Genomic DNA, 24413 nt, shown 5'->3' on the forward strand with positions numbered 1-24413 from the left:
ATGAGTGATGTAAATAAAGTGGTTCTGGCCTACTCCGGCGGCCTGGATACCTCCGTTATCCTGAAATGGCTTCAGGATACCTACCAGTGTGAAGTCATTACCTTTACAGCCGACCTCGGCCAGGGGGAAGAACTGGATCCGGCCAGGCAGAAAGCACTGAAATTCGGCATCAAACCGGACAATATTTTCATTGACGATCTGCGTGAAGAATTCGTGCGCGATTTTGTTTTTCCGATGTTCCGCGCCAATACCACTTACGAGGGAGAATATCTTCTCGGCACCAGCATTGCCCGTCCACTCATCGCCAAACGCCTGGTTGAAATCGCACGCCAGACAGGGGCTGACGCCATTTCGCACGGCGCCACAGGAAAAGGCAACGATCAGGTTCGTTTTGAACTGGGTGCCTATGCCCTGATGCCCGAGGTCAAAATCATTGCACCATGGCGTGAATGGGACCTGCTTTCCCGCGAAAAACTGCTGGCTTATGCCGAAAATGCCGGTATCGAAATTGACATGAAACACCGGGAAGGCGGTGCGCCTTATTCCATGGATGCCAACCTGCTGCACATCAGCTATGAAGGCCGTCACCTGGAAGACCCGAGCGCCGAAGCAGAAGAATCCATGTGGCGCTGGACTGTCAGCCCCGAAGCTGCACCGGACCAGGCAGAACATATTCAGATCGGATATGAGAAAGGCGATCCGGTTTCCTTAAACGGGAAAAAGATGTCACCCGCCGCCCTCCTTGCCGAACTCAACCGCCTGGGCGGCAAACATGGCATTGGCCGGCTTGATCTCGTCGAAAACCGGTATGTCGGCATGAAATCCCGCGGCTGCTACGAAACGCCCGGTGGCACTATTCTGCTGCCGGCGCATCGCGCCATCGAATCCATCACCCTTGACCGGGAAGTCGCTCACCTGAAAGATGATCTGATGCCGCGTTATGCTTCCATGATCTATAACGGTTACTGGTGGTCTCCTGAGCGCGTGGCCCTGCAGACACTGATAGATCACACCCAGGAGCATGTCAATGGCACCGTCAGCCTGAAACTGTATAAAGGCAACGTGATTGTGACCGGGCGTGATTCCGCAGATTCCCTGTTTGACTCGACTATTGCCACGTTTGAGGATGATGCGGGCGCTTATGACCAGAAAGATGCCGGCGGCTTTATCAAACTGAATGCGCTGCGCATGCGCATTGCCGCCAGTCTGCGGGAGAAGCGCAAAAAATAACGGCAAACCACTTCTCCCGAACAGCGGCACCGGCATGTTTCCGGTGCCGTTTTTCATGGGCGGCCTCCTTTATGCGCCTTGCACAAAACGCCATGCAACCGGATAATGATCCAGTAAACAACAATGGGGAAGTGCTGACATGGAAATAACGGGCATTATTGGTGGCAGCGGGCTTTATGATATTGCCGGCTTGACGGATACACGATGGGAAAAAGTCACTTCTCCGTTCGGGATACCCTCCGATGAACTGCTCTTTGGAAAACTGGGTGGCCGCCAGCTCGTCTTTCTGCCCCGTCATGGGCGCGGGCACCGTTATTCTCCGTCACAAATCAACTACCGTGCGAATATTGATGCCTTGAAACGTGCGGGGGTTACCCAGATTATTTCCATCAGCGCCGTTGGCTCCCTGAAAGAACATCTCCATCCCGGCATATTTGTGCTGGTTGACCAGTATATTGACCGCACGCATGGACGGGACAATACTTTTTTTGAATCCGGCTGTGTCGCCCATATTTCCATGGCGCATCCGACCTGTCATCGTTTAAACCGGCAGATTCACGGCCTTGCCGGGAAATCGGGCATTGAAACGGCTCTTGGCGGCACCTATCTCGCGATGGAGGGACCGCAATTTTCCACGCTGGCGGAATCCGAACTGTATCGCAGATGGAATTGTGACGTGATCGGGATGACCAATATGCCGGAAGCGAAACTCGCCCGCGAAGCGGAAATGTGTTATGCCGGCATTGCCATGGTCACCGATTATGATTGCTGGCACCCTGATCATGACAATGTCTCTGTCAGCCAGATTGTCCGGATTCTCGCAGACAATGCAGAAAAAGCCCGAGCGCTGGTGCAGGATGCCATACCTGTTCTTGCTCAGGATGAATCGGCATCTTCCTGCACCTGCCGCTTTTCACTGGAACATGCATTGATTACTGCCTCTGCCGCAAGAGATCATGAACTGATGCAAAAGCTTGATGCTGTCGCAGGAAGGGTGCTGAAAAAATGAATGGTGCCCCGCTGGCAGACAACGAAAACACCCTGCGCGAATCCCTGCTTTTCACCACAAGGCAATTGACCGATAAGGGACTGAACCGGGGCACAACCGGCAATGTCAGTGTCCGCCTGCCTGCAGATGATGAAGCGGCATTTCTGATTACACCCAGCGGCGTGCCTCCTCTCGAGATGTCAGCCGCATCCATGGTCAGGATGCGCTTTTCCGGTGAGCATGACGGCTCTGTCAGACCCAGTACGGAGTGGCAGCTCCATCGTGATATCCTCTTACACCATGCGGATGCGGGTGCTGTCATTCACGTTCACTCTCCTTTTGCCACCACAATGGCCTGTTTGCATCGTGACATTCCGGCATTTCATTACATGATTGCTGTTGCCGGCGGTGACTCCATCCGCTGTGCGCCCTATGCGCTCTTTGGTACCCAGGCGCTGTCCGATTTCGCAATCGACGCCATGACAGCACGCCACGCCTGTCTGCTGGCCAATCACGGCATGCTTGCCATCGGCAGGAATTTGCCACATGCCCTGTCTGTTGCCATCGAAGTGGAAGCGCTGTGCGAGCAATACTGGCGCATCCTTCAGATTGGTGAACCGCACCTTCTTTCGGACGAGCAGATGCAGGAAGTACTTAACCGGTTCAAAAACTACGGTCAGTGGCAATCACCCTGACCGGCAAAGAAAGTTTGTTATGTCAATCATCTCCTACATTCGCACCATTGCTGACTACCCAAAAAAGGGGGTCCTGTTTCGCGACATCAGCACCCTTTTTCTGGACCCACGAGGATTGCGCAAAGCCATTGACGGGCTTGTCATGCGATATTCCGGCGCGGGAATCGACAAGATAGCGGTTATTGAAGCACGTGGCTTTCTGGTCGGCGCACCGCTGGCCTATACACTGGGTTGCGGCCTGGTTCTCATACGGAAAAAGGGCAAGCTGCCCGGCAGCACCATCGGGGAGGACTATGCGCTGGAATACGGTACCGACCGGATTGAAATGCACGATGACACCATTGTTGCCGGAGAAAAAATCCTGCTGGTGGATGACCTGCTGGCAACCGGAGGCAGTGCGTTGGCGGCAATCAGACTGATTGAGAAAAATGGTGCGGAAGTTTACGAAACCGCTTTTCTGGTGGATTTGCCCGATCTGGGCGGCAGCAAAAAACTGAAAGCGAGTGGTTATTCCGTTTTCACCCTGTGTGAATTTGAAGGAGACTGAATGACTGCCACTTCCGGTTATACCGTTGAAACCCTGCGCTGGAAAAATGACGCAATCGAGATGATCGACCAGCGTCTCCTGCCGGGAACCAAAGCATATGTGCGCTGTGATACCGCAGCCTGTGTTGCTGCGGCCATCCGTAACATGGTCATACGCGGCGCACCGGCCATTGGAGTAGCTGCGGCCTACGGCATTGCACTGGAGGCACGGCACCTGAAAGCGGCTTTTTCCGGACAGTTTCAAACGGGGCTGGATCAGGCCTTTGACCTGCTGGCACAAAGCCGCCCTACCGCTGTCAATCTTTTCTGGGCACTGAACCGGATGCAGTTACTTCGGCGGTCGCTTTCCCCTCTTGAACCATTTGAGATAACCGAGCGACTGCTCGCCGAAGCGCATGCTATCCACAAGGAAGATATTCGGATAAACCAGGCAATGGGTGCTTATGGCGCTTCCCTTTTGCCTGACGGCGCCCGTGTCATGACACACTGTAATGCCGGCGCCCTGGCCACAGCAGGACATGGCACGGCACTCGGCGTATTCCGTTCCGCGGTGGCAGCAGGAAAACGATTATCCGTCATTGCCAATGAAACACGACCCTTTTTACAGGGCGCACGCCTGACAGCCTGGGAAATGGTGCAGGAAAATATCCCGGTGACGCTCATTACCGACAACATGGCTGGCCACCTGATGCAAACCGGTGGAATTGATGCCATTGTGGTTGGAACAGACAGGGTAGCCGCCAATGGGGATGTGGCCAATAAAATCGGTACCTACATGATTGCCGTTCTGGCCAAACGGCACGATATTCCCTTTTACGTCGCCTGCCCGCTTTCCACCATCGACCTCACCCTTGAAACCGGTGCGGATATCCCGATTGAAGAACGGGATATCAACGAAGTCAAAGGCTTCAGAGAGTGTATCTGGGCCCCGGAAGGCGTATCCATCCGCAACCCGGCCTTTGATGTGACACCGGCAGAGCTGGTCACTGCACTGATTACCGAAAAAGGCATCATCACAAACGACAGGCTGATGGCTAAAGAGCTGAAATCGGTTGTCGAAAATTCCCCTGCTTGAGTGCCGCAGCGCTCAGCCATCATCAGACAAAAACAGGCTCGGGTTCCAGCCACAGGCCAAAACGGGTGTTGACATCCTGCTGGATCGCCTGTGACAGCCTGACAATCTCCTCGCCTGAAGCATTCCCGCGGTTTACCAGCACAAGTGCCTGTGTTTCGTACACCCCGGCATTCCCGCTGGTCTTTCCTTTCCAGCCACACTGGTCAATCAGCCAGCCCGCAGCAATACGATAACTGCCGTCAGGTTGCAGATACCCGGGCATTTGCGGACAACGGCGTTTTAACGCATCATACGCTACCCGGGATACGGTCGGATTCTTGAAAAAACTGCCGACATTGCCGATAACCGCCGGATCAGGCAATTTGCGTTGCCGGATGGTCACAATGGCGCGGGCGACATCGCGCGGAGAGAGTACCGGATTGTTCGTTACTGAAAGCATATTGGCGAGCTCAGGATAAGAAAGATTGGGCGTCCATTGCTTTGGCAGGGCAAAGGTGACATTCAGAATGGCATAACGCCCCTTCTCCTGCCGAAAAACACTGTCGCGATAGCCAAAACGGCAGTCCTCCCGTCCAATGTCCCGGATTTCCCCGTTGTGGAAATCAAATGCCTGCAAAGCGAGAAAGCAGTCTTTGAGCTCTGTGCCGTAGGCACCGATATTCTGGACCGGTGCTGCACCGACCGTGCCGGGAACCAGCGAAAGGTTTTCAAGGCCTCCCCATCCGTTTTCCAGTGTCCACAAAACAAACGCATGCCAGTCCTCCCCTGCTGCTGCGGTAACAACTACCCGGTTTTCATCCTCACCTGAAAGCGTCTTTCCTTTCAGGCACATATGCAATACCAGACCTGGAAAATCACCGGTAAAAAGCACGTTGCTGCCACCACCCAGTACCAGCTTCGGCATGGCCGCCAGTTGCCTGTCAGCATGCACCGCCAGCAGGTCATCGGCAGACCGGACAGCCAGATAACTTCTGGCTTTTACATTGATGCCGAATGTGTTTAACGCCTGCAGGGAAAAACCGGTCTTTATGGGAAGGGAACTGTGCATAGTAGGGGGATTATAGAAGCAATTACACGGGCCGGGTAGCGAAAGCCGGTTTTGTTTTATACAATGATATATTTCATCCCCTCACACATGTGAAAGGAGAGACATGCCATCATTTGATGTTGTTTCCGAAGCCAATATGGTTGAAGTCCGAAATGCCATTGAGCAGACCAACAAGGAAATCACGACCCGCTTTGATTTCAAAGGCAGTGACGCCAGGGTAGAGCAGAAAGAACGCGAACTCACCGCTTTTGCCGACTCCGAATTCCAGTTGAACCAGGTAAAGGATGTGCTGACCGGCAAAATGACCCGGCGCAATGTGGATGTCCGTTTCCTGGACGAAGGCAAAATAGAGAAAATGAGCGGCGACAAGGTCAAGCAGGTCATCAAGATCCGAAATGGTATTGAATCGGACGCGGCCAAGAAAATCGTCAAGCTGGTCAAAGACAGCAAACTGAAGGTACAGGCCAGCATCCAGGGCGACTCCGTCCGTGTCACCGGCGCCAAAAGAGATGACCTGCAATCCGCCATTGCCATGCTGAAAAAGGATGTGACCGATCTGCCGCTGGAATTCAACAATTTCCGTGACTGAGAAACCGGGAAAAGCCTCGGGCAGCTCCGGCACTCATCGCAAACAGATCTTCTTGAAAACAAGGAAAAGGGATGACTGAAAACCTCATTCCCGTTGCGATAGCGTATGACTTTGATGGAACGCTGTCGCCCGGCAACATGCAGGAATATGACTTCATTCCTAAACTGGGTGTTTCGCCCAGGGATTTCTGGGAACAAGCCAGCGCACTGGCAGAAACCAATCAGATGGATACCATCCTGGCTTATATGTGGCGCATGATCCGGGAAGCCAATATCAAGGACATCTCTGTCAGGAAATCGGATTTTCATGATTTCGGCAAACAAATAAAATTATTTCCCGGCGTTTCAGACTGGTTTGCCCGTATCAATATCTATGCACACAGCAAGGGCATACGCCTGGAGCATTTCATTATTTCATCGGGCATACGGGAAATGATAGAAGCCACACCGATTTACCCGGAATTCAGGAAAGTCTACGCTTCGGCTTTCATGTTTGACCATAATGGCGTAGCCTGCTGGCCGGCTCTGGCTGTGAACTACACCACCAAGACCCAGTACCTGTTCCGGATAAACAAGGGCAGCCTGGATGTACATGACAATTCGGTCATTAACAAGTTTGTCCCCATGGAAGAGCGTCCGGTTCCGTTTGAAAATATCCTCTTTATCGGCGACGGGGAAACGGATATCCCCTGCATGCGGCTCGTCAAGGAACAAGGGGGGCATGCCATTGCTGTCTATCCGCCGGACAAGGAAGGTGCCCAGGCACATGCCCGAAAACTGGTCGAAGAAGGGCGGGCAACGCTCTTTACCCCTGCAGATTACCGGCAGGGGAAAGGCATCGACCTCGCCGTGAGAGCGATTCTGGACAGAATCGAAGCCACCTCACGGATACGGTAAGCCGATTCGCGCTGTCTGTTTTCTGCCAATCGTCAGTCGCTGCTGGTGCGGATTTTATCCTGGCGCTTTTTGGTCGCCTCTGCCAGTTTTTCCAGAACGAGCACACTGTCATCCCAGCCGATGCAGGCATCCGTTACTGACTGGCCGTACGTCAGCGGCTGGCCCGGCGTGATATCCTGGCGGCCGGCAATGAGATTTGACTCCACCATGACGCCCACAATCCGCATCTCACCCCTGGCAATATTCCTGCCGATCGTGGCACAGACCGGCACCTGGTTTTCCGCCTTCTTCGAGCTGTTCCCATGCGATACATCAATCATGACCCTGGGAGGCAAACCGGCGGCGGCCACTTCCTTGCATGCCGCATCAATGCTCCTTTTATCATAATTGGGCCGCTTGCCGCCCCGCAGGATAATATGGCAATCCTCATTTCCGCCTGTGGCAAAAATCGCCGTGTGCCCGCCCTTGGTCACTGACAGGAAATGATGGGGATGTGAGGCCGCCTTGATTGCGTCAATGGCAATTTTCACATTACCATCCGTTCCGTTCTTGAATCCTACCGGACAGGAAAGACCGGATGACAGTTCGCGATGGACCTGGGATTCAGTGGTTCTCGCCCCGATGGCGCCCCAGCTGATCATGTCTGCGACATACTGCGGGCTGATCATGTCCAGGAATTCCGTTGCCGCCGGCACACCCAGGTCATTGATATTCAACAGCAGTTCCCTTGCCATATGAAGCCCCTCATTGATCTGGAAACTGTTGTTCATGTGCGGATCATTGATCATTCCCTTCCAGCCAACCGTCGTGCGGGGCTTTTCAAAATACACCCGCATCACGATTTCCAGTTCCTTGCCCAGCCGCTCGCGCACTTCCCGCAGACGATACGCATATTCCAGCGCTGCCTGCGGATCATGAATGGAGCAGGGGCCGATCACAACCATCAGACGATCATCCTTTCCATGCAGGATACGATGAAGGGCGGTTCTGCTGTTGGCGACGGTATCGGCGACTTTATCGGTACAGGGAAACTCGCGAATCAGATGGGAAGGGGGGGTTAATTCTTTCATGGCGAGAATCCTCAGATCATCGGTGCGTTGCATCATTTTTCCAGTCTCTAAAGTCAATAAAACAAAAAAACCGCCATCGCTGGCGGTTTGCTGAAAATCGGGCTGTTCTTTTATCTGGCTGACAACCGCTCTTCCACCGCCACTGGGCCGGAATAGCTAAAGTAAAAAAAGAAAAACCAGACGGTGTTCAGCATTTTTGTTTTGCAGTTAAATGAATTTCTGTGGATAGTATAACGCATTTTGAAAAATGTGTCGGACTCGTGTTGTTTTTCAACAACTATCCCGTCCCGCCTACCGTCACATCCTCAATCCTGAGGGTGGGCTGCCCCACGCCGACCGGCACACTCTGCCCTTCCTTTCCGCAGACCCCCACACCGGCATCCAGGCACATGTCATTGCCGATCATGGACACCCTGCGCAGAATATCAGGGCCATGGCCAATCAGTGTCGCGCCTTTGACAGGGTGGATAATTTTTCCGTTTTCCACCAGATACGCCTCACTGGCGGAAAAAACAAATTTCCCGTTGGTGATGTCAACCTGTCCGCCCCCGAAATTGGCGGCATAAATTCCCTGCTTGACCGATGCGATGATTTCACCCGGATCGTGATTGCCTCCCAGCATCAGGGTATTGGTCATTCGCGGCATGGGAAGATGCGCATAGGATTCCCGGCGGGCATTGCCGGTAACCGGCATTTTCATCAGGCGGGCATTCATGATGTCCTGGATATACCCTTTCAATATGCCATCTTCAATCAGCACCGTATGCTGTGTCGGCGTTCCTTCGTCATCCACATTCAGTGAGCCGCGGCGATTGACAATGGTGCCATCATCCACCACCGTGATGCCCTTTGCTGCCACCTGTTCGCCCAATATGCCGGAAAAGGTGCTGGACCCCTTGCGGTTAAAGTCGCCTTCCAGTCCATGACCAATCGCTTCGTGCAGCAATACGCCAGGCCAGCCTGGCCCCAGCACGACCGCCATGGCACCGGCTGGCGCCGGACGCGCATCGAGGTTTACCAGTGCCGCATGCACCGCCTCACTGACATACCGGTCAATCATGACATCCGTAAAGTATCCATAATCATACCGGCCGCCGCCACCACTGGTACCCATTTCACGACGGCCATCCTGCTCGGCAATCACCGTAACCGAAAGCCTGACCAGCGGACGGATATCCGCTGCCAGTGCGCCATCACTGCGAACTACGAGAATGACATCATATTCCCCGGCCAGTCCTGCCATCACCTGAATAATACGCGGATCAGCCGCTTTGGCCTGCCGGTCAATCTTTTCCAGGAGGGCAACCTTTTGCGCGGCAGGGATCGATTGCAGCGGATCGGCCTGAAGGTACAGATCATGCCCGCTGACCGGACGAGTGGCAGACGCCACCCGAACCTGTCCGGCACCCTGGCGGGCGATCGTCCGGGTTGTCTCGGAAGCAGACAAAAGCGCCGGCAGTGAAATCTCGTCCGAATAGGAAAAAGCCGTCTTCTCACCCGAAACCGCCCGCACCCCGACACCCTGATCAATGGAGAAACTGCCGGTTTTGACAATCCCCTCATCCAGGCTCCAGCTTTCATTTTTTGTAAACTGGAAATACAGGTCAGCATAATCCACCTGATGGGTAAAGATCGTGCCGAGTGTCTCGATCAGCCTGGCGTCATCAAGACCATGTGGCGTCAGGAGAATGCTGCGTGCTGTCGCCAGATTCTGTTTTTCCCTGTTTGGTGTCTGCATGAAATATCGTCCGGTAATAATCTGTTGTATAAGGATGATTGTAGAGGATTGTAGCGAACTCCGCTGGCGGGCCATGTTCCGAAAGCAGCGCAACAGGCCCTATCGTATGCCAATCCCGCGTTTTTTCATTGCGACTCCCCAAAGGATGGCATCACAACAACAAAACGCACCGCAATGGTGCGTTTTTGAAAGTTACAGCCGTTTATGCTTTAGCGCCGGCAGTTTTTCACGAACGGTATTCAGTACCTCCTGCTCAATTTCGCCCAGCACGATACCTTCCCCTTCCATCAACTCTGCCTTGACTTCACCCCATGGATCAATCAGTACGGTCTGCCCCCAGGTACGGCGGCCCGTCTGGTGACGTCCTCCCTGGGCCGCTGCCAGGATATAACACTGGTTTTCAATCGCCCGCGCCTTGAGAAGAATTTCCCAGTGCACCTTGCCTGTTGTATACGTAAAGGCCGCCGGCACAACGATCAGCGCACATTCACCAAAAGCCCTGAAAAGTTCGGGGAAACGCAGGTCATAGCAGACGGTCAGCCCCACCCGGCCAAAAGGCGCCTCGAATGACACTACCTCATCGCCACCGCAGATATATGTCGACTCATCATAGGCTTCCTTACCGGATGCAAAACTGAAAAGATGGATTTTGTCATACCGTGAAACCGTTTCTCCCTGCGGGTCATAAACCAGGGTGGTATTCAATACCTTGTTTTCAACCGGCGCAACAAGAGAAAGCGTTCCACCGATCAGCCAGATGCCATGCGCTTTCGCCATGGCTGACATGAAATCCTGCACCGGACCGGAACCCGGCGCTTCTGCCTGTGCCAGCTTTTCCTTGTCACTTTTGCCGATACTCGGCCAGTATTCCGGAAGTAATACCAGTTCAGCGCCCTGCCGGGCGGCCTCGGCAATCAGCCTTCTGGCTGATTCAATGTTTTCCTCAATCTCCGGCGTGGAAACCATTTGTATTGCAGCTACTTTTGTCATATCTCATCCTTATTTTCGGGTTTGATGGCATCCATGAATTTCTTGGCCCGGCTGTCCTTGCTTTCAATCTTCTGAATATTCGGCTCTGCCCACGAACCGGTTATCTGATATTCAAATGTAAAGGTTTTTGACAGCGGGTCCTTCAAAAACAATTGAGCAAGAAATGTGCCAACACCAATGGCGGGATTAATCACACTGTAGGCAAGTGAAGCGGCCCCGGCATTGATTTCAGGCAAAACCGCCACATGCAGGTTCTGCGTTTCCCTGGCAATATCCACGCTGCCATCCATCAGAACCGTTGCCTGCACCCCTTTCATGGTCAGATTTTCTGTCCTGGCCACCCCTTTGGTAATCTCGGCCTTGGCCACAATTTCATCAAAGGCAAATCCGTCAGAGAAAACATCCCTGAAATCCAGCGTGAGACGGCGCGGCAGCGATTGCATGCTCAAGACACCCAGTAATTTTGCCATACCGGGATCAACCTTGAGAAACTGTCCTTTTCCTACATTCAAATCAATTTTTCCCGAAAGGCTCGGAATATCGAGGGAATAGGGAAGACCGGCCCAACTGATATCGCCATGCATCTTCCCTTTACCACCACTCAATATCCCTTTATAGCCAAAACGATCCAGCAGTTTACCCGCATTGACGATATCCAGATCGTAATTCATGCGCGTGTGCTGTGCCCCTGAATGGTCAACAACCCAGTTACCGGTCGACTGTAATCTGGCATCCGGATTGGATACACTCAGGCGATTAATCCGCCACTCCCTTCCTGTCGGCCCGACCGTATTATTGGCAACCAGCTCAATACGTCCCAGCTTGATATCAAACAGGGTGAAATTATCGACAACCAGATCAAGTGCCGGAATCTGGCGCACACTGTCACGCTTGACAATATCTTCGATTTTCTCCGGGCTGGAACGTGGTATGGCCAGGGTGGCAAAACGGCCCGTCAGTTTGCCTGTTGCCTGCTTTCCGGTTGGCTCTGTCCATATCAGCTGTCCTTTCAGCTCATTGGCGTCCACATCCGCCTGCCAGCGACCTGCCTGACGGGAGCCGGTAATCACCGCGTTGGACAGCTTGAATTCCATCGCACTCAACTCATCCACCTGGATGAAAAACTGTTGTGGCTCAACATATTTTCCGATATCTGCGCCCCCCTTACTGGCGCCTTTTCCTTTGCCATCATCGGCAAATAATGCATCCAGTGATTCCTGCCAGACATTCATGTCCAAAGACGGCATTTTCAGATTAAGCGAAACCCCCGGGTGCAACACCGGCTTCATATTGATACCCAGTCCGCCGCGAACAAGCTGCCATATTTTATCGGTCTTCTGGCGCTCGTAATGCGCGGCAGCACCAGAACCATAAGCAATTCTGATTTCATCACGCCGCGCTTTCCCCATCGAGGCGATTGCATTGGCAGTAACACGCAGCTGTCGCGTTTCTGAAGCCTTTTTCCCGAGAGGAGCCGGCAGATCGATGCCCAATCCATTCATGCCGGATTCAAGCACGATATCAGGGTAACCACCGCCCTGTGATCCTGCCTTTTGCGCGATGGAAAGGGTATAGGGCATGCTTCCTGACAATCTTCGCATCATTTTCCCCATACTGCCGCCAGGATAATTTCTGCGCAACCCGTCAGCCGTCAGGGTGCCACTCGCATTGACCTGAGAACGGCCATCTTTGGTGCCGCCCGTGATACTGACATTCCCGCCAAGGAATTGGGCATTGACCCCATTCAGTTCAAACCCCTTGTCAGAAAAGTGCACCTTGCCACGCACAGCAGTCAGTACGGGAAGATCAGGAAAGAGATGGATTTCATTGTCTGCAAACTGGACCGTTCCCTGTACTTTGGAATTCGCCATGTTGGAAAGCGGCATCTGCATTTTCAACAGCAGGCTGGTTTTGCCCATGGTTTTTGACTCTTCCGTCAGGCCGCCAATGACGTCATTGACGGGGGAAGCATTCACAAAACGGATAAAGTCCTGCAACTCGCCATTGGCGTTACCGGTAATATTCAGTGAGGCATCCTCTGCCAGCATATCCGGAATAACGACATCCACGTTTGAGAGCATGGCACCACTTAATATGGCGTTATCCGCATGAATGACAATCTCCCCTCCCTTGATGGTCAGCCAGCCATTGATCTTATCTATCGGCTGCCACATCAGCTTCCCTTCACGGGTGAGCATGGTCGGCGCATGATTCAGCCGCACATTGCTGACATCCATCCGGACACTGAACTCACTGCCCGGTGCTTTTGCCGCACCGGCAAACGGAAATTCAGCAAGATCGCCCTTGAGGTGAACCGTAATATTACTGGCAGTACCTTCCTCAAATGCCTTGGTCAGCCAGGTGCGCAACACCTCTTTTGTCTGCAACGGGACATAATTTCTCACGTTAGTCATATCAATGCTTTTCACCGTCGCCGTCATATCAATCTTGCCGGGCGCGCTTTTTTCATCTTCCCCTGTTGGTTTGACATGCCGGCCAAAAAGCGAAACCGAAATCCCGTCCAGTGAAAAATCCATTTTTTCAATCACAAAAATAAACTCGTCCCGGGTGGCAAACGACCAGTTTGCCAGGAGTTTCAGTGCATCAAAATTCCAGCTGGATTTCGGAAAATAAGATGGCATGTTCAGTGTTGCCGCATCCGAATCCAGTTCCAGCGAGCCGCCATACTCATTGGCCGAGATCCCCCCGGTGAGATTTTTGAATCCCGGAATAGCCGGGATGGCGGCCTGCGCCGGTGTCTTTGCAGTTGCTGCGCGGGCAGAACGGGCTGCCACCGCATTCATGGAGAGATTCTTGAATTTTCCGTTCAACTGATACGAAACCAGGTCAGGATATTGTCCCTCCCACCGAATAGTGAAATGATTGAGTTCACCTGAGGGCGAAAAATCATTCAGCATCTTTCGCTGCTCGGCAGACAGCGGAAGATATTTCGTCATCTGGATCAGCGTTCCCAGATCCAGTTCATCCGTTGTGATTTCCGTGCTTGCCGGTTTGCCGTCGGTGGCTGGCATATGCCTTTCCGAAAAGTCGAGACTTTCCATTCGGATGCCGTCAGCCGTTTCCAGAAAAATGTCGCTGAGCGCAACCGTATGCGGACGATCCCCCAAAGAAAGATTATCACTGACAGCGCTGGCATCAAACAGTTCCTTGGCCGAGAGTCGCCCGGAAATATGAACCAGGTCCAGCACCGGCAAATGCGGTTCAAACTGGAATATCACATCCTTCAGATCGATATCCACTGTCAGGTCAGCAATCCTGGCATGATCAAATGTCATCCAGGCATTAACCGCCCCGGCCCCCCTCTTCAAGCCATAGGGAAAATCAACATAGGGTTTCCAGGGGTCCAGTTCTGCCGCAGGCAACGCCACATACAGATTACCTTTCCATGCAGACGTATCCGATATGCGCTCGGCAAACATCGGATGGACAAAATCCGCCCTGATATCAATTTCACCGGACTGTGTAATACTGGAATGCGCAATAAAACGCATGCGGTGCTGCCGCCCGTCATTAACGAGAATAAAATTCAGATCCTTCAGCGCCAGTTCCGGCGCATCCCGCATTTCATCAAGCCAGCGAATCGTCCCGTCACGGATGGTAATCTTGTCCTGCACCAGGACCCAGTCCATGCCGCCGCCCTTTTTCCGGGTACTCGTGTCAGCAGGCAATCCGGCAACAAAGAGATTCCCCGACTTATCGCGGCGGATATCGAGTTCAGGACGGTTGATCTCAAGATGGGCCAGGCGAAGATCAAAAACGAAAAAGGACCACCAGGAAATTTCGGCCGTTACCTGGGGCAATTGCAATGCCGGATTGCCTTCCGGATCATGAATCACCAGTTCGTTGAGTTTCAAAAGCGGGTGGAAACCATACCATGACGCATCAATGCGGGAAATGGTGACCTGGCGGCCAAATCCGTCACTGAGCATTTTCTCTACATTGGGCTTGTACTGGCTGATCTGTGGCAGAACAATATAACGGACAGAAAGAAAAATCGCGCAAAAAACCAGGTAGCCGGCGAACGCGATTCTGAGTGCAATCCGACTGAGGCGCATCAATCGGGAATCGGGATTCCCCCTGATTTTACGCAGTCGCTCCTGTCCCTTTTGCCAGGCATTCAGGAGTTTTTGCATTCGGGGTGATTCTGTCAGCATGAATAAAAAGTCTGTGGTTAAGCGTAAAATTAGGGCAAAACAGGTTATTTTCCTGCATGATGCAGGGGGAAACATTTTCCTCTGTTTTTGCTGAAACCTTTATTTTTCCGGTTCAACAATATGATCCCATCCCTGTTACCCGCAGAAGCCGCTTCGAGATTTTACATGCACTGGGTGAATGCCGACCAGCCTGTACGGCAAAAACAGGTCGAATTGCTTTCACAGCATAACCTTTCCACGCTCGATTTCACGGCATTGTTACAAAATGAAACCTCATCAGGCTTTACGCTGGCCCGCGCCATGCGGCGCTTGAGAAACCTTGTTATTGCCAGCCTGATATATCGCGATCTTGGCGGGAAAGCCGACCTTGATGAAGTCGTCAGCACCATGACCGCTTTTGCAGAATTTGCCATTCGCACGCAGACAAGGGCATTAACAGAAGAAATGATAGCGGCACACGGCACGCCAATGAGTGCCACCTCTGACGAAGAACAGGAACTGATTGTGCTGGGAATGGGCAAGCTGGGCGGAGGAGAGCTGAACGTTTCTTCTGATGTGGATCTCATATTTGTTTATCCTGAAAACGGAGACACCCACCCGTCAGAACCCGGGCAAAGACCGCTTTCCAACCAGGAATTTTTTACCCGTCTGGGGAAACGGCTGATCAATGCACTTTCTGAAATCAGTGAGGATGGTTTTGTTTTCCGTGTGGATATGGCATTGCGTCCAAATGGAACCTCCGGCCCGCTTGTCAGCAGCATTAACGCCGTTGAACAATACCTGATTGTCCAGGGACGGGAATGGGAACGCTATGCCTGGATCAAGGCACGTCCTCTTACCGGACGTAAAAAAGACATTGCCGCCCTGGAAAGCATCGTACTGCCTTTTGTCTACCGGCGTTATCTGGATTATGGCGTGATTGATGCCATCCGCACCATGCACCACCAGATTCGCGCCGAAGTGCTTCGCCAGGAAAAAATGCACCCGGAACGCAACAATAATGTCAAACTCGGACGGGGCGGCATTCGTGAAATCGAATTTCTGACGCAGATGTTCCAGTTGATTCGTGGTGGACGGGATGTTTCCCTGCGTAATCGCTCTACCCGGGAAATTCTGCATATCCTGGTTGGTAAACGACAGATAGGGCAGGATATTTCAGACCAGCTTTTAGATTCCTACACCTTCCTGCGCAACCTGGAACACCGCCTGCAATATCTGGATGATGCGCAAACCCATGTGCTTCCCGCCAACCTGGACGACAAAACGCTTGTTGCCAACATGATGGGTTACACCCGTTCGGAAAATCTCCTGCAGGAGCTGCAGAAACATCGCGCATTTGTTGCCGCACAATTTGATGAGATTTTCAGCGACAAGTCAGCTGTTGCGCCGGAAGCATCCCAAACCGTGCTGTACCAGCCCATCCTGATCAACCAGGAAGAAAACGAGCAACTTGCTGCCATCGAAGCCAAGCTCGGGCCGCTGGGCTTTACAGAAACCCGGCCTGCCGCGCAGCGCATCCTGGCACTCTGGAAGGCAAACCGTATCCAGTCACTGTCCGACAACAGCCGCAACCGCCTGATGTCACTCATTAACCTGGTTCTCCCCCAGATCGCAAACACTTGTGCCAATCCCCTGCTGTCACTTTCCCGGCTGCTGGATTTTTTTGAATCCATTGCCCGTCGTTCAGCCTATCTTTCGCTGCTGACGGAATACCCGGCAACGCTGGGGCGACTGATTCGCATGATGGATGCCAGTGACTGGGCCGCCCAATACCTGACGCGGCATCCGATTCTCCTGGACGAACTGCTGGATGTGAGAACCCTGCTTGCGCCACCGGACTGGCCGGGCTTTACGGCAGAACTTGATAACCAGTTGGCCATCGAACGTGGCGATACGGAACGCCAGATGGATTTTTTGCGGGACATGCATCATGCCCAGCTTTTCCGGCTGCTGGCACAGGATCTGGAAGGTGTGCTGACAGTAGAACATCTGGCTGACCACCTTTCCAAATTGGCAGACATCATCATTGAGGCAACCATCCGGGAAGCCTGGCTTGCCATGCCCAACCGTCACACCGATACCCCCCGTTTTGCCGTCATCGCCTACGGGAAACTGGGCGGCAAGGAACTCGGCTATGCGTCCGATCTTGACCTGATCTTTCTTTATGAAGACGATCATGTCGACGCCCCCATGTTGTACGCCAGGCTGGCACAGCGCTTCATCACCTGGATGACAAGTCCCACATCGGCCGGCCGGCTTTTTGATGTGGATATTGCCCTGCGCCCGGATGGCGCCAGTGGCCTGATGGTATCGAGCCTCGCTTCTTTTGAAAAATACCAGAAAGCCTCCGCCTGGACATGGGAACACCAGGCATTGACGCGGGCCCGTTTTTGCGCAGGCGATGAAAGCATCGGCGAACGGTTTGAGGCCATCCGCAATGACATTTTAAGACAGCCGCGTGATGCGGCATCCGTGCAGCATGATGTCTTTTCCATCCGGCAGAAAATGCATGATGCCCACCCGAACCGATCCGCGCTTTTTGACCTCAAGCATGATACCGGCGGCATGATCGACATTGAATTTGCTGTCCAATATCTGGTATTGATGCACGCAAAAACCTGCCCGGAACTAACCGGCAATATTGGCAACATCGCCCTTTTGGTACTGTGTGAAAAAATCGGGCTGATTCCGGCAGGGCTGGGACAGGCTGTTGCGGATATTTACCGCAATTTCCGCCGGCGCCAGCACCAGATCAGGATGCAGGGAGCAGAGTTCTCGCGCGTTGCCCCTGAAATGGTCGAAGAGGAAATTGCGAAAGTCAGGGAATTATGGGATACCGTTTTTTCGGTAAAGAGGTAAAAACTCAAACGGGTTTTCCATAGGCATGATCCGCTTCATTGCGCGCATCCCGCGCAAGCAGCCGGGCAAGCATTTCTCTCGGTGAAATTCCGTCAAAAAGCACCCCGGCGACCGCATTGGCAATCGGCATTTCCACCTGATGTTCTTTTGCCAGCGTTCTGACTGCCTGCGCACAGCGCACCCCCTCAGCAACATGCCCCAGCTCAGCCACAATGACATCCAGTGACATCCCTTTTGCCAGGGCAAGCCCGACCTGGCGATTACGGGATAAATCGCCGGTGCATGTCAGAATCAGGTCTCCCATTCCGGTCAATCCCATAAAGGTTTCCTGTCTCCCCCCCAGCGCTATTCCCAGCCGGGTGATTTCAGCCAGTCCGCGCGTCATCAGCGCTGCCCGCGCATTGGTGCCCAATCCCATACCATCCGACAGGCCGGTCGCAATCGCCAGGATATTCTTGATTGCGCCCCCCACTTCAACACCGGTCACATCATCGCTGGAATATATCCGCATATTGCCAAAATTAGCCGTCCCGATCACTTGCTGTTGCAGCAGGGATGAATCCGATGCGATGGTCAGCGCACAAGGGAGCCCTGCCGCCACTTCCTGCGCAAACGATGGACCGGACAGCACGCCCCGGCTGACGCTGTCTGGAATAATCTCGGAGACAACCTGATGCGGCAGGCGTCCTGTATTTTCTTCAAAGCCCTTGCATAACCAGACGAGATTGGGAATCGAAAAACGTTTCAGGTTTTCCGTGACCGGACGCAATCCCGCAACAGACGTTGCAACAAAAAGCAACGAATTTTTATCCTGAATATGATCCAGTGCCGCTTCAAAAACCGCAGTAAGCCGAAGTTGCTCAGGTAATTTGAATCCGGGGAGCGCGGCTTTGTTTTCACGGGATTTTTCTGCCGCATGAATAATGTCAGCATTTCTGTCCCACACCATAACCGGATGGCGCTCAGCGAGCGCAATCGCCAATGCAGTACCCCAGGCACCGGCACCAAGAACCGTAATATTCATGTGTTGTCACCCTCGAAAACGGGGCAAAAGAAACGATTACACACCCCAGACATCACTGACCCGGACAAACCCCGCCTGTCCATCCTGATGCGATATATGTATCCAGCCAGCCTGCACTGGCTTGACCACCTCCAGAATGACATTTTTTTTCGCCTGAAAAACAACCGGTGACGCGGTATCCGGTGATTCATGTATCCGCGCCAGATCCGTTTTTACCGCAATATACCGCTTTTGCCCCAGTGCCTTTGACTCAACCCATGCCATGTCCCCGGAAACATCACGTATCTTGGTCCAGCTTTCGTAAGTCAGCAACACTTCGAGCGGCATATGCGCAGGCGCAATAAAAAGCCTGATGCCATTATAGCTTGGCGCGTCGTACAAAACAGCAGGCTCATCACCAATCGCACCAAAATCAAAGGCATGCACACTGCCTGCTGAAAACATCAGTAACAAGCCCAGTGCAAGCCCTGATCTTATCAAACGCGTCATTACTGCACTGGCGTTTCGCTGCCATTGGCGGCAACCTGCTGCGTTGCCTGTTCCTGCTGGACACGTTCACGGAAATAGGCTTCAAAATTGATTTCAACCAGGTGAACCGGCGGAAAACCAGAACGGAGCACAATATCAGCCACATTGGCGCGCAGGTACGGATAGACAATGCTTGCGCAGGTAATGTAAAGCACCTGATCAAGCGTCTCTTTTGGCAGGTTGCGCACCTCAAAGATACCAGCCTGCTTGGCTTCAATCAGGTAAGCCGTTTTGTCACCGACCTTTGCTGTCAGGGTAACCGTGACGGTTGTTTCATACGTCGTTTCTGCCAGTGCTTCTACGCCGACATTGACCGTGATCTGCAAATCCGGCATTTTCTGTTCCAGAAAAATAGCCGGTGAATTGGGCTGTTCAAGTGAAAGATCTTTCAGGTAAATCGTCTGGAGCTGGAATATGGGTTGGGACGTTTCAGCAGTGGTTTCAGAAGACATATCAGTGGCTCCGGTTGGTTATAAATAAATCAGGATTTTTTCAGCATGGGTTCAAGCAGTCCCTGCTTGTCAAGGGCGGCGAGGTCATCATATCCACCGACATGCGTATCACCGATATATATCTGGGGAACCGTGCGCCGCCCGGTTTTTTCCATCATCTCATCGCGCAGGCGGTCGTCCCTGTCGATATAGGTTTTCTCGATATGCGGCACACCCTTTAACTGCAGGAGCTTTTCAGCCATCGTGCAATAAGGGCACACTTCTTTTGTATACATCAGGATACGGGGAGCCATGGTGATTTCCCACAAGATTATTGCGTGACCGGCAAACTGTTGGTTTTCCAGCCAGTCATACCGCCATCCAGGCTGAAGACCTGGGTAAACCCGGCTTTTCTCAACAGATCAGCTGCCGTTCGTGAGCGCTTGCCATCTTCACAGACCACAATAACCGGCTGTGATTTAAGCTTCTCAATACGGGGCATACGCTCCTCAAGGGAGTCATAAGGCACATGAATGGCATTCAGGAGGTGCCCGGCCTTGTACTCTTTCTGGTCGCGGATATCAATAATAGCCGCCTTGCCCTTATTGATCATGGTGGTGGCCACGGTATGGCTGATACGGGCGCCGCGGCGGATCCTTGGCCACAGCAACGCGCCGATGCAATACACAATGACACAAATTAAAAAAACATTATCCCAAATAAAATTCAGCATATTTCCTGCCTGGATCATCGATTACAAAACCGATACATTATAGAATAGAAACAAGCAGGACATTCGTGATACTTAATTTTCCTATTCGACTATGTATAAAATTGTATTCATGCGACACGGGCAATCGGCCTGGAACTTTGAAAACCGCTTCACCGGCTGGACGGATGTCGACCTGACCGAGCAGGGCCGGGCAGAGGCCAAAACAGCCGGCAGCATTTTGCGAAAGGCCGGCTTTGAATTCGATCTTGCCTATACCTCCGTTCTCAAGCGGGCAATCCGGACACTTCTGATTGCGCTGGATGAAATGGATTGCATGTGGTTGCCCGTATCCTGCCAGTGGCGCTTGAACGAAAGGCATTACGGCGCTTTGCAGGGATTAAACAAGGCCGAAACGGCTGACAAATACGGTTCAGAGCAGGTTCACGTCTGGAGAAGGAGTTACACCACGCCACCGCCTGCTCTCAACCCGGATGATCCCCGTACATCCTACGCTGCCCCGGCATATCGCACACTCAGCCGCGATGAAATACCATTGACTGAAAGCCTGAAAGATACCGTTGCCCGTGTCATGCCGTTATGGAATGATGTCATCGCACCACAGGTTCGCGAAGGCAAGCGTATCCTGATGTCAGCGCACGGTAACAGCCTGCGGGCACTTTTCAAGGAGCTGGATAATATCAGCGATGATGATATTGTCGGACTCAATATTCCCACGGGACAACCTATTGTCTACGAGCTGGATGCCAACCTGAAACCTATCCGGAATTACTATCTGGATGTGAATACCTGATTTTTTCAAAAGAGGAAAAAACGATTATTGCAGCAAAACGACTTATACCGATTGGCCTGTCATAGGGTGATGTGAAATACCGATGAATGTTTTCCGCATCATGTTTCCTTTTTCTATGCCTGTAAAAAAAGAAATCGGCTGTCATGTTTTTCTTCTCGCGCTGACCGTTTTCCTGTCAGCTGTACTGACTGCACCCTATACAGCAGCACAAACCTCAAAAAAGACAGCAACCACGCAAAACAGCAAAACAAAAACACCGGCAAAATCCGGTAGCACCAGCACAAAAAAAACCACCGCGAAGCCTGCCACAAAAACAGCCGCTTCCTCAAAAAAACCAGCAAAAGCGGCCACCAAATCCCCGGCAAAAGCGAGCGACACAAAGCAAAAGCAGGTGGCAGAAACCGAACGGGGAAAAGTCCGCCAGCAATTGACCCATCTGAAAAAAGAAATCGGCAAAACCGAAACCGAAAAAGGCAAGGCCGCAGACACACTGGCAAAATCTGAAGAAGCCATCAAAAGCACCAACCGCACCATCCAGGAACTCGAGCAGAAACACGCATCAACAGAAAACCGTCTTGGTCAGTTAACGTCCGAGCAATCCCAACTCGAAAAAACCGTCGCCCAGCAACAGGACCAGCTCGCGAAACTGTTGCAGGAACAATACATTTCCGGCAATGAAGACCGCATGAAGCTGCTCTTATCCGGCGACAACCCCAACCGGATCAATCGCGAACTGCAGTACATGACCTATATTTCCGAAGCCCAGGCAAAACTCACCATCGCCCTTCGCGCCAATCTGAAAACCGTCGACGGCAAGCGGCAGCAGACCGAATCAACCAAACAGGAACTGGAAAAAATCGCGCAGCAAAAACAGACACAAAAACAAAAGCTCGAAAAAGAAAAAGCCGAGCGCGCAGTGCTTTTAGCGCAGCTTTCTTCCAAACTGAAAGAACAGCAAAAACAGGCAGAACGACTGGCGCAGGATGAAAAACGGCTTTCCTCCCTGGTCGATAATCTGGCCAGGAAAATTGAAGAACAGCGCAAAGCTGCGGCAGCAAGAAAAGCTGCTGCAGCAAAAAAACAGGCCGCCAAAAAAGGGCAGAAACCTCAAAAAGTCGAGGCCGTTGCGGATGCCGAGTCTGCAAAAAGCTCCTTTGCCCAGCAGCGTGGCCGCATGAAACTGCCGGTGAGGGGAACCATCACGGCCCATTACGGATCAAAACGGGCCGATGGGCCCAGTTGGAAAGGCATTTTCATCCAAAGCGGTCATGGCGCGGATATCCGGAGTGTTGCCAATGGCGAAGTCGTCTTCGCTGACTGGCTGCGCGGCTTTGGCAACCTGATTATTGTCGACCATGGCGCACAATACATGACAATTTATGCCAATGCGCAAACCCTGCGCAAAAAGGTTGGCGACAATGTGAAAGGCGGCGATGTTATAGCCAATGTCGGCAATAGCAGCGATAATACGCAAACCGGTTTATACTTCGAGATGCGCCATAACGGGCGTGCATTCAACCCGATGGACTGGGTAACTACTAGGTGATATATGAGCGGAAAACTTCGCAATTTTATACTGATAGGGCTGGGCATGCTGGCAGGTATCGCTGCTTCCATGCAGTTTTCTGCAATGGCACAAAAGCAGACTGCCCCGCTTCCCCTGGACGAGCTAAGGCAACTGGCTGATGTTTTCGGACTGATCAAGTCCGACTACGTTGAGCCTGTAGACGATAAAAAACTGCTGACGGAAGCAATTTCCGGCATGGTTGCCTCGCTGGACCCGCACTCGGCCTATCTGGACAAAAAAGCGCTGAAAGAGCTGCGCGAAGGCACACAGGGACGCTTTGGCGGGCTGGGAATTGAAGTGGGAACCGAAGATGGTTTCATCAAGGTGATCTCTCCCATTGAAGATACGCCTGCCTATCGCACCGGCATCAAGCCTGGTGATTTGATCACCCGTTTGGATGGTGTCTCCGTCAAGGATATGACACTGGATGAAGCCGTCAAAAAAATGCGCGGCGAGCCAAACACCAAAATCGTGCTCACCATCGTGCGAAAAAATGAAAACAAACCGCTGGTGATGACGATTGTCCGCGAAGAAATCCGCGTCCAGAGCGTCAAATCCAAAATGATTGAGCCTGGCTATGCCTGGCTCAGGGTCGCCCAGTTCCAGGAACCGACAGTGGATGACCTCGTCAAGAAAATCAACGCGATCTATGCCCAAACTCCCAATATCAAGGGGCTGGTTCTGGATCTGCGCAATGATCCAGGCGGTATTTTGCCGGGTGCTATCGGGGTGGCATCCATCTTCCTGCCAAAGGATGTGGTTATCGTTTCAACAAACGGTCAGCTGCCGGAATCCAAGGCAACCTTTTATGCCCGCCCTGAATTTTATGCCGGCCGTCACCTGAATGACCCGCTGTCCAAACTGCCGCCCCAGATCAAGACGGTACCCATCGTTGTCCTGGTCAATATCGGCTCAGCGTCCGCCTCTGAAATCGTGGCTGGCGCCCTGCAGGATCACAAGCGCGCCACTATTTTGGGAACACAGACATTCGGCAAGGGATCGGTTCAGACCGTTCGCCAGATTTCACCGGATACCGCAGTCAAACTGACAACCGCACGCTATTACACGCCGAATGGCCGCTCCATCCAGGCCAAAGGCATTGTTCCTGACCTGATGGTGGATGAGACGCCGGAAGGCGATGGCTACAACAGCCTGCGTCTGCGTGAAGCGGATCTGCTGAAACATCTTTCCAATGATCCTGCCCAAAATGAGGATGAGGCCCAGCGGATCAACGAAGAAGAAGAACAGAAGCTTTTAAGCAACACCAAGAAATACAAGCCGCTTGAATATGGCAGCAAGGACGACTTCCAACTGACGCAGGCACTGAATCACCTGAAAGGACAACCCGTCAAAATCTCGAAAACCAAAGTCGAAGAAAAGAAAAACGGGGCTGATGCTGAAAAAACAGAAACAGAGTCCAATCTGAAAAACAAGCAGTAAT

21 protein-coding genes are annotated in these 24413 nt (G+C 52.5%); 11 read left to right on the plus strand and 10 right to left on the minus strand.

Translation table 11 applies throughout. The features are described 5' to 3' along the window. The 5 genes from NB640_RS05800 (at nt 1) to mtnA (ending at nt 4534) form a co-directional block, all read left to right on the plus strand. Nucleotides 1-1230 carry an argininosuccinate synthase gene (locus NB640_RS05800; RefSeq protein WP_269310252.1) on the plus strand — a complete coding sequence of 410 codons (1230 nt, stop codon included), beginning with the start codon at nt 1-3 and terminating at the stop codon, nt 1228-1230. A 139-nt stretch (nt 1231-1369) separates the two neighbouring features. Continuing rightward, complete coding sequence (locus tag NB640_RS05805; protein WP_269310253.1) at nt 1370-2239, plus strand: S-methyl-5'-thioadenosine phosphorylase; 870 nt, start codon at nt 1370-1372, stop codon at nt 2237-2239. Further along, nucleotides 2236-2913 carry a class II aldolase/adducin family protein gene (locus NB640_RS05810; RefSeq protein WP_269310254.1) on the plus strand — a complete coding sequence of 226 codons (678 nt, stop codon included), beginning with the start codon at nt 2236-2238 and terminating at the stop codon, nt 2911-2913. Before NB640_RS05805 ends, NB640_RS05810 begins: the two co-directional genes overlap by 4 nt. 19 nt (nt 2914-2932) lie before the next feature. Next, nucleotides 2933-3460 (plus strand): adenine phosphoribosyltransferase, encoded by a 528-nt coding sequence (locus tag NB640_RS05815; RefSeq protein WP_269310255.1) that lies wholly within the window; start codon nt 2933-2935, stop codon nt 3458-3460. Next, the gene (gene mtnA, locus NB640_RS05820; RefSeq protein WP_269310256.1) at nt 3461-4534 is read left to right on the plus strand and encodes an S-methyl-5-thioribose-1-phosphate isomerase; all 1074 of its coding nucleotides are present in this window, start codon (nt 3461-3463) and stop codon (nt 4532-4534) included. Between the two features lie 22 nt (nt 4535-4556). Here mtnA and murB read toward each other — a convergent pair whose 3' ends face one another. Beyond that, the gene (gene murB, locus NB640_RS05825) at nt 4557-5582 is read right to left on the minus strand and encodes a UDP-N-acetylmuramate dehydrogenase (RefSeq protein WP_269310257.1); all 1026 of its coding nucleotides are present in this window, start codon (nt 5580-5582) and stop codon (nt 4557-4559) included. Nucleotides 5583-5685: 103 nt separating this feature from the next. Here murB and NB640_RS05830 point away from each other — a divergent pair, with 103 nt between their 5' ends. Together NB640_RS05830 and NB640_RS05835 are read left to right on the plus strand one after the other, a co-directional pair. Next, on the plus strand, nt 5686-6171 hold the full coding sequence (locus tag NB640_RS05830; protein WP_269310258.1) for a YajQ family cyclic di-GMP-binding protein: 486 nt from the start codon (nt 5686-5688) through the stop codon (nt 6169-6171). 71 nt (nt 6172-6242) lie between these two features. Continuing rightward, nucleotides 6243-7067: an HAD family hydrolase gene (locus NB640_RS05835; protein ID WP_269310259.1), complete on the plus strand. Its 825-nt coding sequence runs from the start codon at nt 6243-6245 to the stop codon at nt 7065-7067. 32 nt (nt 7068-7099) lie between these two features. Here the strand turns inward: NB640_RS05835 and aroG are convergent, their stop codons facing one another. The 4 genes from aroG to NB640_RS05855 form a co-directional block, all read right to left on the minus strand. Continuing rightward, nucleotides 7100-8170 (minus strand): 3-deoxy-7-phosphoheptulonate synthase AroG, encoded by a 1071-nt coding sequence (gene aroG, locus NB640_RS05840; protein ID WP_269310403.1) that lies wholly within the window; start codon nt 8168-8170, stop codon nt 7100-7102. Nucleotides 8171-8414: 244 nt separating this feature from the next. Further along, a complete protein-coding gene (tldD, locus tag NB640_RS05845; protein ID WP_269310260.1) occupies nt 8415-9875 on the minus strand; it encodes a metalloprotease TldD in 1461 nt (486 codons plus the stop codon). A gap of 192 nt (nt 9876-10067) precedes the next feature. Continuing rightward, a complete protein-coding gene (locus NB640_RS05850; protein ID WP_269310261.1) occupies nt 10068-10865 on the minus strand; it encodes a carbon-nitrogen hydrolase family protein in 798 nt (265 codons plus the stop codon). Then, nucleotides 10862-15019 (minus strand): YhdP family protein, encoded by a 4158-nt coding sequence (locus tag NB640_RS05855; protein ID WP_269310262.1) that lies wholly within the window; start codon nt 15017-15019, stop codon nt 10862-10864. The genes NB640_RS05850 and NB640_RS05855 overlap by 4 nt, the downstream gene beginning before the upstream one ends. A 141-nt stretch (nt 15020-15160) precedes the next feature. On the opposite strand from NB640_RS05855, the gene glnE reads away from it, so the two are divergent. Beyond that, the gene (gene glnE, locus NB640_RS05860; RefSeq protein WP_269310263.1) at nt 15161-17899 is read left to right on the plus strand and encodes a bifunctional [glutamate--ammonia ligase]-adenylyl-L-tyrosine phosphorylase/[glutamate--ammonia-ligase] adenylyltransferase; all 2739 of its coding nucleotides are present in this window, start codon (nt 15161-15163) and stop codon (nt 17897-17899) included. 4 nt (nt 17900-17903) lie between these two features. Here the strand turns inward: glnE and NB640_RS05865 are convergent, their stop codons facing one another. The 5 genes from NB640_RS05865 to NB640_RS05885 are packed head-to-tail and all read right to left on the minus strand — an operon-like array spanning nt 17904 to nt 20615. Further along, a complete protein-coding gene (locus tag NB640_RS05865) occupies nt 17904-18923 on the minus strand; it encodes an NAD(P)H-dependent glycerol-3-phosphate dehydrogenase (RefSeq protein ID WP_269310264.1) in 1020 nt (339 codons plus the stop codon). Nucleotides 18924-18959: 36 nt separating this feature from the next. Next, nucleotides 18960-19412, minus strand: coding sequence for an SH3 domain-containing protein (locus tag NB640_RS05870; protein ID WP_269310265.1), 453 nt, complete (start codon nt 19410-19412; stop codon nt 18960-18962). Then, complete coding sequence (gene secB / locus NB640_RS05875; protein ID WP_269310266.1) at nt 19412-19903, minus strand: protein-export chaperone SecB; 492 nt, start codon at nt 19901-19903, stop codon at nt 19412-19414. Before secB ends, NB640_RS05870 begins: the two co-directional genes overlap by 1 nt. A 29-nt stretch (nt 19904-19932) precedes the next feature. After that, on the minus strand, nt 19933-20196 hold the full coding sequence (grxC, locus tag NB640_RS05880) for a glutaredoxin 3 (protein WP_269310267.1): 264 nt from the start codon (nt 20194-20196) through the stop codon (nt 19933-19935). Nucleotides 20197-20213: 17 nt separating this feature from the next. Next, nucleotides 20214-20615 carry a rhodanese-like domain-containing protein gene (locus NB640_RS05885; RefSeq protein WP_269310268.1) on the minus strand — a complete coding sequence of 134 codons (402 nt, stop codon included), beginning with the start codon at nt 20613-20615 and terminating at the stop codon, nt 20214-20216. Between the two features lie 91 nt (nt 20616-20706). Here NB640_RS05885 and gpmA point away from each other — a divergent pair, with 91 nt between their 5' ends. The 3 genes from gpmA to NB640_RS05900 all read left to right on the plus strand — a co-directional run bounded on the left by gpmA (nt 20707) and on the right by NB640_RS05900 (nt 24412). Then, nucleotides 20707-21405: a 2,3-diphosphoglycerate-dependent phosphoglycerate mutase gene (gene gpmA, locus NB640_RS05890; protein WP_269310269.1), complete on the plus strand. Its 699-nt coding sequence runs from the start codon at nt 20707-20709 to the stop codon at nt 21403-21405. A 115-nt stretch (nt 21406-21520) separates the two neighbouring features. After that, nucleotides 21521-22951, plus strand: a complete 1431-nt coding sequence (locus NB640_RS05895; RefSeq protein ID WP_269310270.1) for a peptidoglycan DD-metalloendopeptidase family protein — start codon at nt 21521-21523, stop codon at nt 22949-22951. A gap of 3 nt (nt 22952-22954) precedes the next feature. Then, the gene (locus NB640_RS05900; protein ID WP_269310271.1) at nt 22955-24412 is read left to right on the plus strand and encodes a S41 family peptidase; all 1458 of its coding nucleotides are present in this window, start codon (nt 22955-22957) and stop codon (nt 24410-24412) included. The last annotated feature ends 1 nt before the right edge of the window (nt 24413 follow it).

Origin of the sequence: Oxalobacter vibrioformis, assembly GCF_027118995.1 — a bacterium.
Classification (GTDB): Bacteria; Pseudomonadota; Gammaproteobacteria; order Burkholderiales; family Burkholderiaceae_D; genus Oxalobacter; species Oxalobacter vibrioformis.

Bases quoted from the DNA above. Each gene is read 5' to 3' on its own strand.
- NB640_RS05800 (WP_269310252.1), top strand. From the start codon at position 1: ATGAGTGATGTAAATAAAGTGGTTCTGGCCTACTCCGGCGGCCTGGAT.
- NB640_RS05805 (WP_269310253.1), top strand. From the start codon at position 1,370: ATGGAAATAACGGGCATTATTGGTGGCAGCGGGCTTTATGATATTGCC.
- NB640_RS05810 (WP_269310254.1), top strand. From the start codon at position 2,236: ATGAATGGTGCCCCGCTGGCAGACAACGAAAACACCCTGCGCGAATCC.
- NB640_RS05815 (WP_269310255.1), top strand. From the start codon at position 2,933: ATGTCAATCATCTCCTACATTCGCACCATTGCTGACTACCCAAAAAAG.
- mtnA (WP_269310256.1), top strand. From the start codon at position 3,461: ATGACTGCCACTTCCGGTTATACCGTTGAAACCCTGCGCTGGAAAAAT.
- murB (WP_269310257.1), bottom strand. From the start codon at position 5,582: ATGCACAGTTCCCTTCCCATAAAGACCGGTTTTTCCCTGCAGGCGTTA.
- NB640_RS05830 (WP_269310258.1), top strand. From the start codon at position 5,686: ATGCCATCATTTGATGTTGTTTCCGAAGCCAATATGGTTGAAGTCCGA.
- NB640_RS05835 (WP_269310259.1), top strand. From the start codon at position 6,243: ATGACTGAAAACCTCATTCCCGTTGCGATAGCGTATGACTTTGATGGA.
- aroG (WP_269310403.1), bottom strand. From the start codon at position 8,170: ATGCAACGCACCGATGATCTGAGGATTCTCGCCATGAAAGAATTAACC.
- tldD (WP_269310260.1), bottom strand. From the start codon at position 9,875: ATGCAGACACCAAACAGGGAAAAACAGAATCTGGCGACAGCACGCAGC.
- NB640_RS05850 (WP_269310261.1), bottom strand. From the start codon at position 10,865: ATGACAAAAGTAGCTGCAATACAAATGGTTTCCACGCCGGAGATTGAG.
- NB640_RS05855 (WP_269310262.1), bottom strand. From the start codon at position 15,019: ATGCAAAAACTCCTGAATGCCTGGCAAAAGGGACAGGAGCGACTGCGT.
- glnE (WP_269310263.1), top strand. From the start codon at position 15,161: ATGATCCCATCCCTGTTACCCGCAGAAGCCGCTTCGAGATTTTACATG.
- NB640_RS05865 (WP_269310264.1), bottom strand. From the start codon at position 18,923: ATGAATATTACGGTTCTTGGTGCCGGTGCCTGGGGTACTGCATTGGCG.
- NB640_RS05870 (WP_269310265.1), bottom strand. From the start codon at position 19,412: ATGACGCGTTTGATAAGATCAGGGCTTGCACTGGGCTTGTTACTGATG.
- secB (WP_269310266.1), bottom strand. From the start codon at position 19,903: ATGTCTTCTGAAACCACTGCTGAAACGTCCCAACCCATATTCCAGCTC.
- grxC (WP_269310267.1), bottom strand. From the start codon at position 20,196: ATGGCTCCCCGTATCCTGATGTATACAAAAGAAGTGTGCCCTTATTGC.
- NB640_RS05885 (WP_269310268.1), bottom strand. From the start codon at position 20,615: ATGCTGAATTTTATTTGGGATAATGTTTTTTTAATTTGTGTCATTGTG.
- gpmA (WP_269310269.1), top strand. From the start codon at position 20,707: ATGTATAAAATTGTATTCATGCGACACGGGCAATCGGCCTGGAACTTT.
- NB640_RS05895 (WP_269310270.1), top strand. From the start codon at position 21,521: ATGCCTGTAAAAAAAGAAATCGGCTGTCATGTTTTTCTTCTCGCGCTG.
- NB640_RS05900 (WP_269310271.1), top strand. From the start codon at position 22,955: ATGAGCGGAAAACTTCGCAATTTTATACTGATAGGGCTGGGCATGCTG.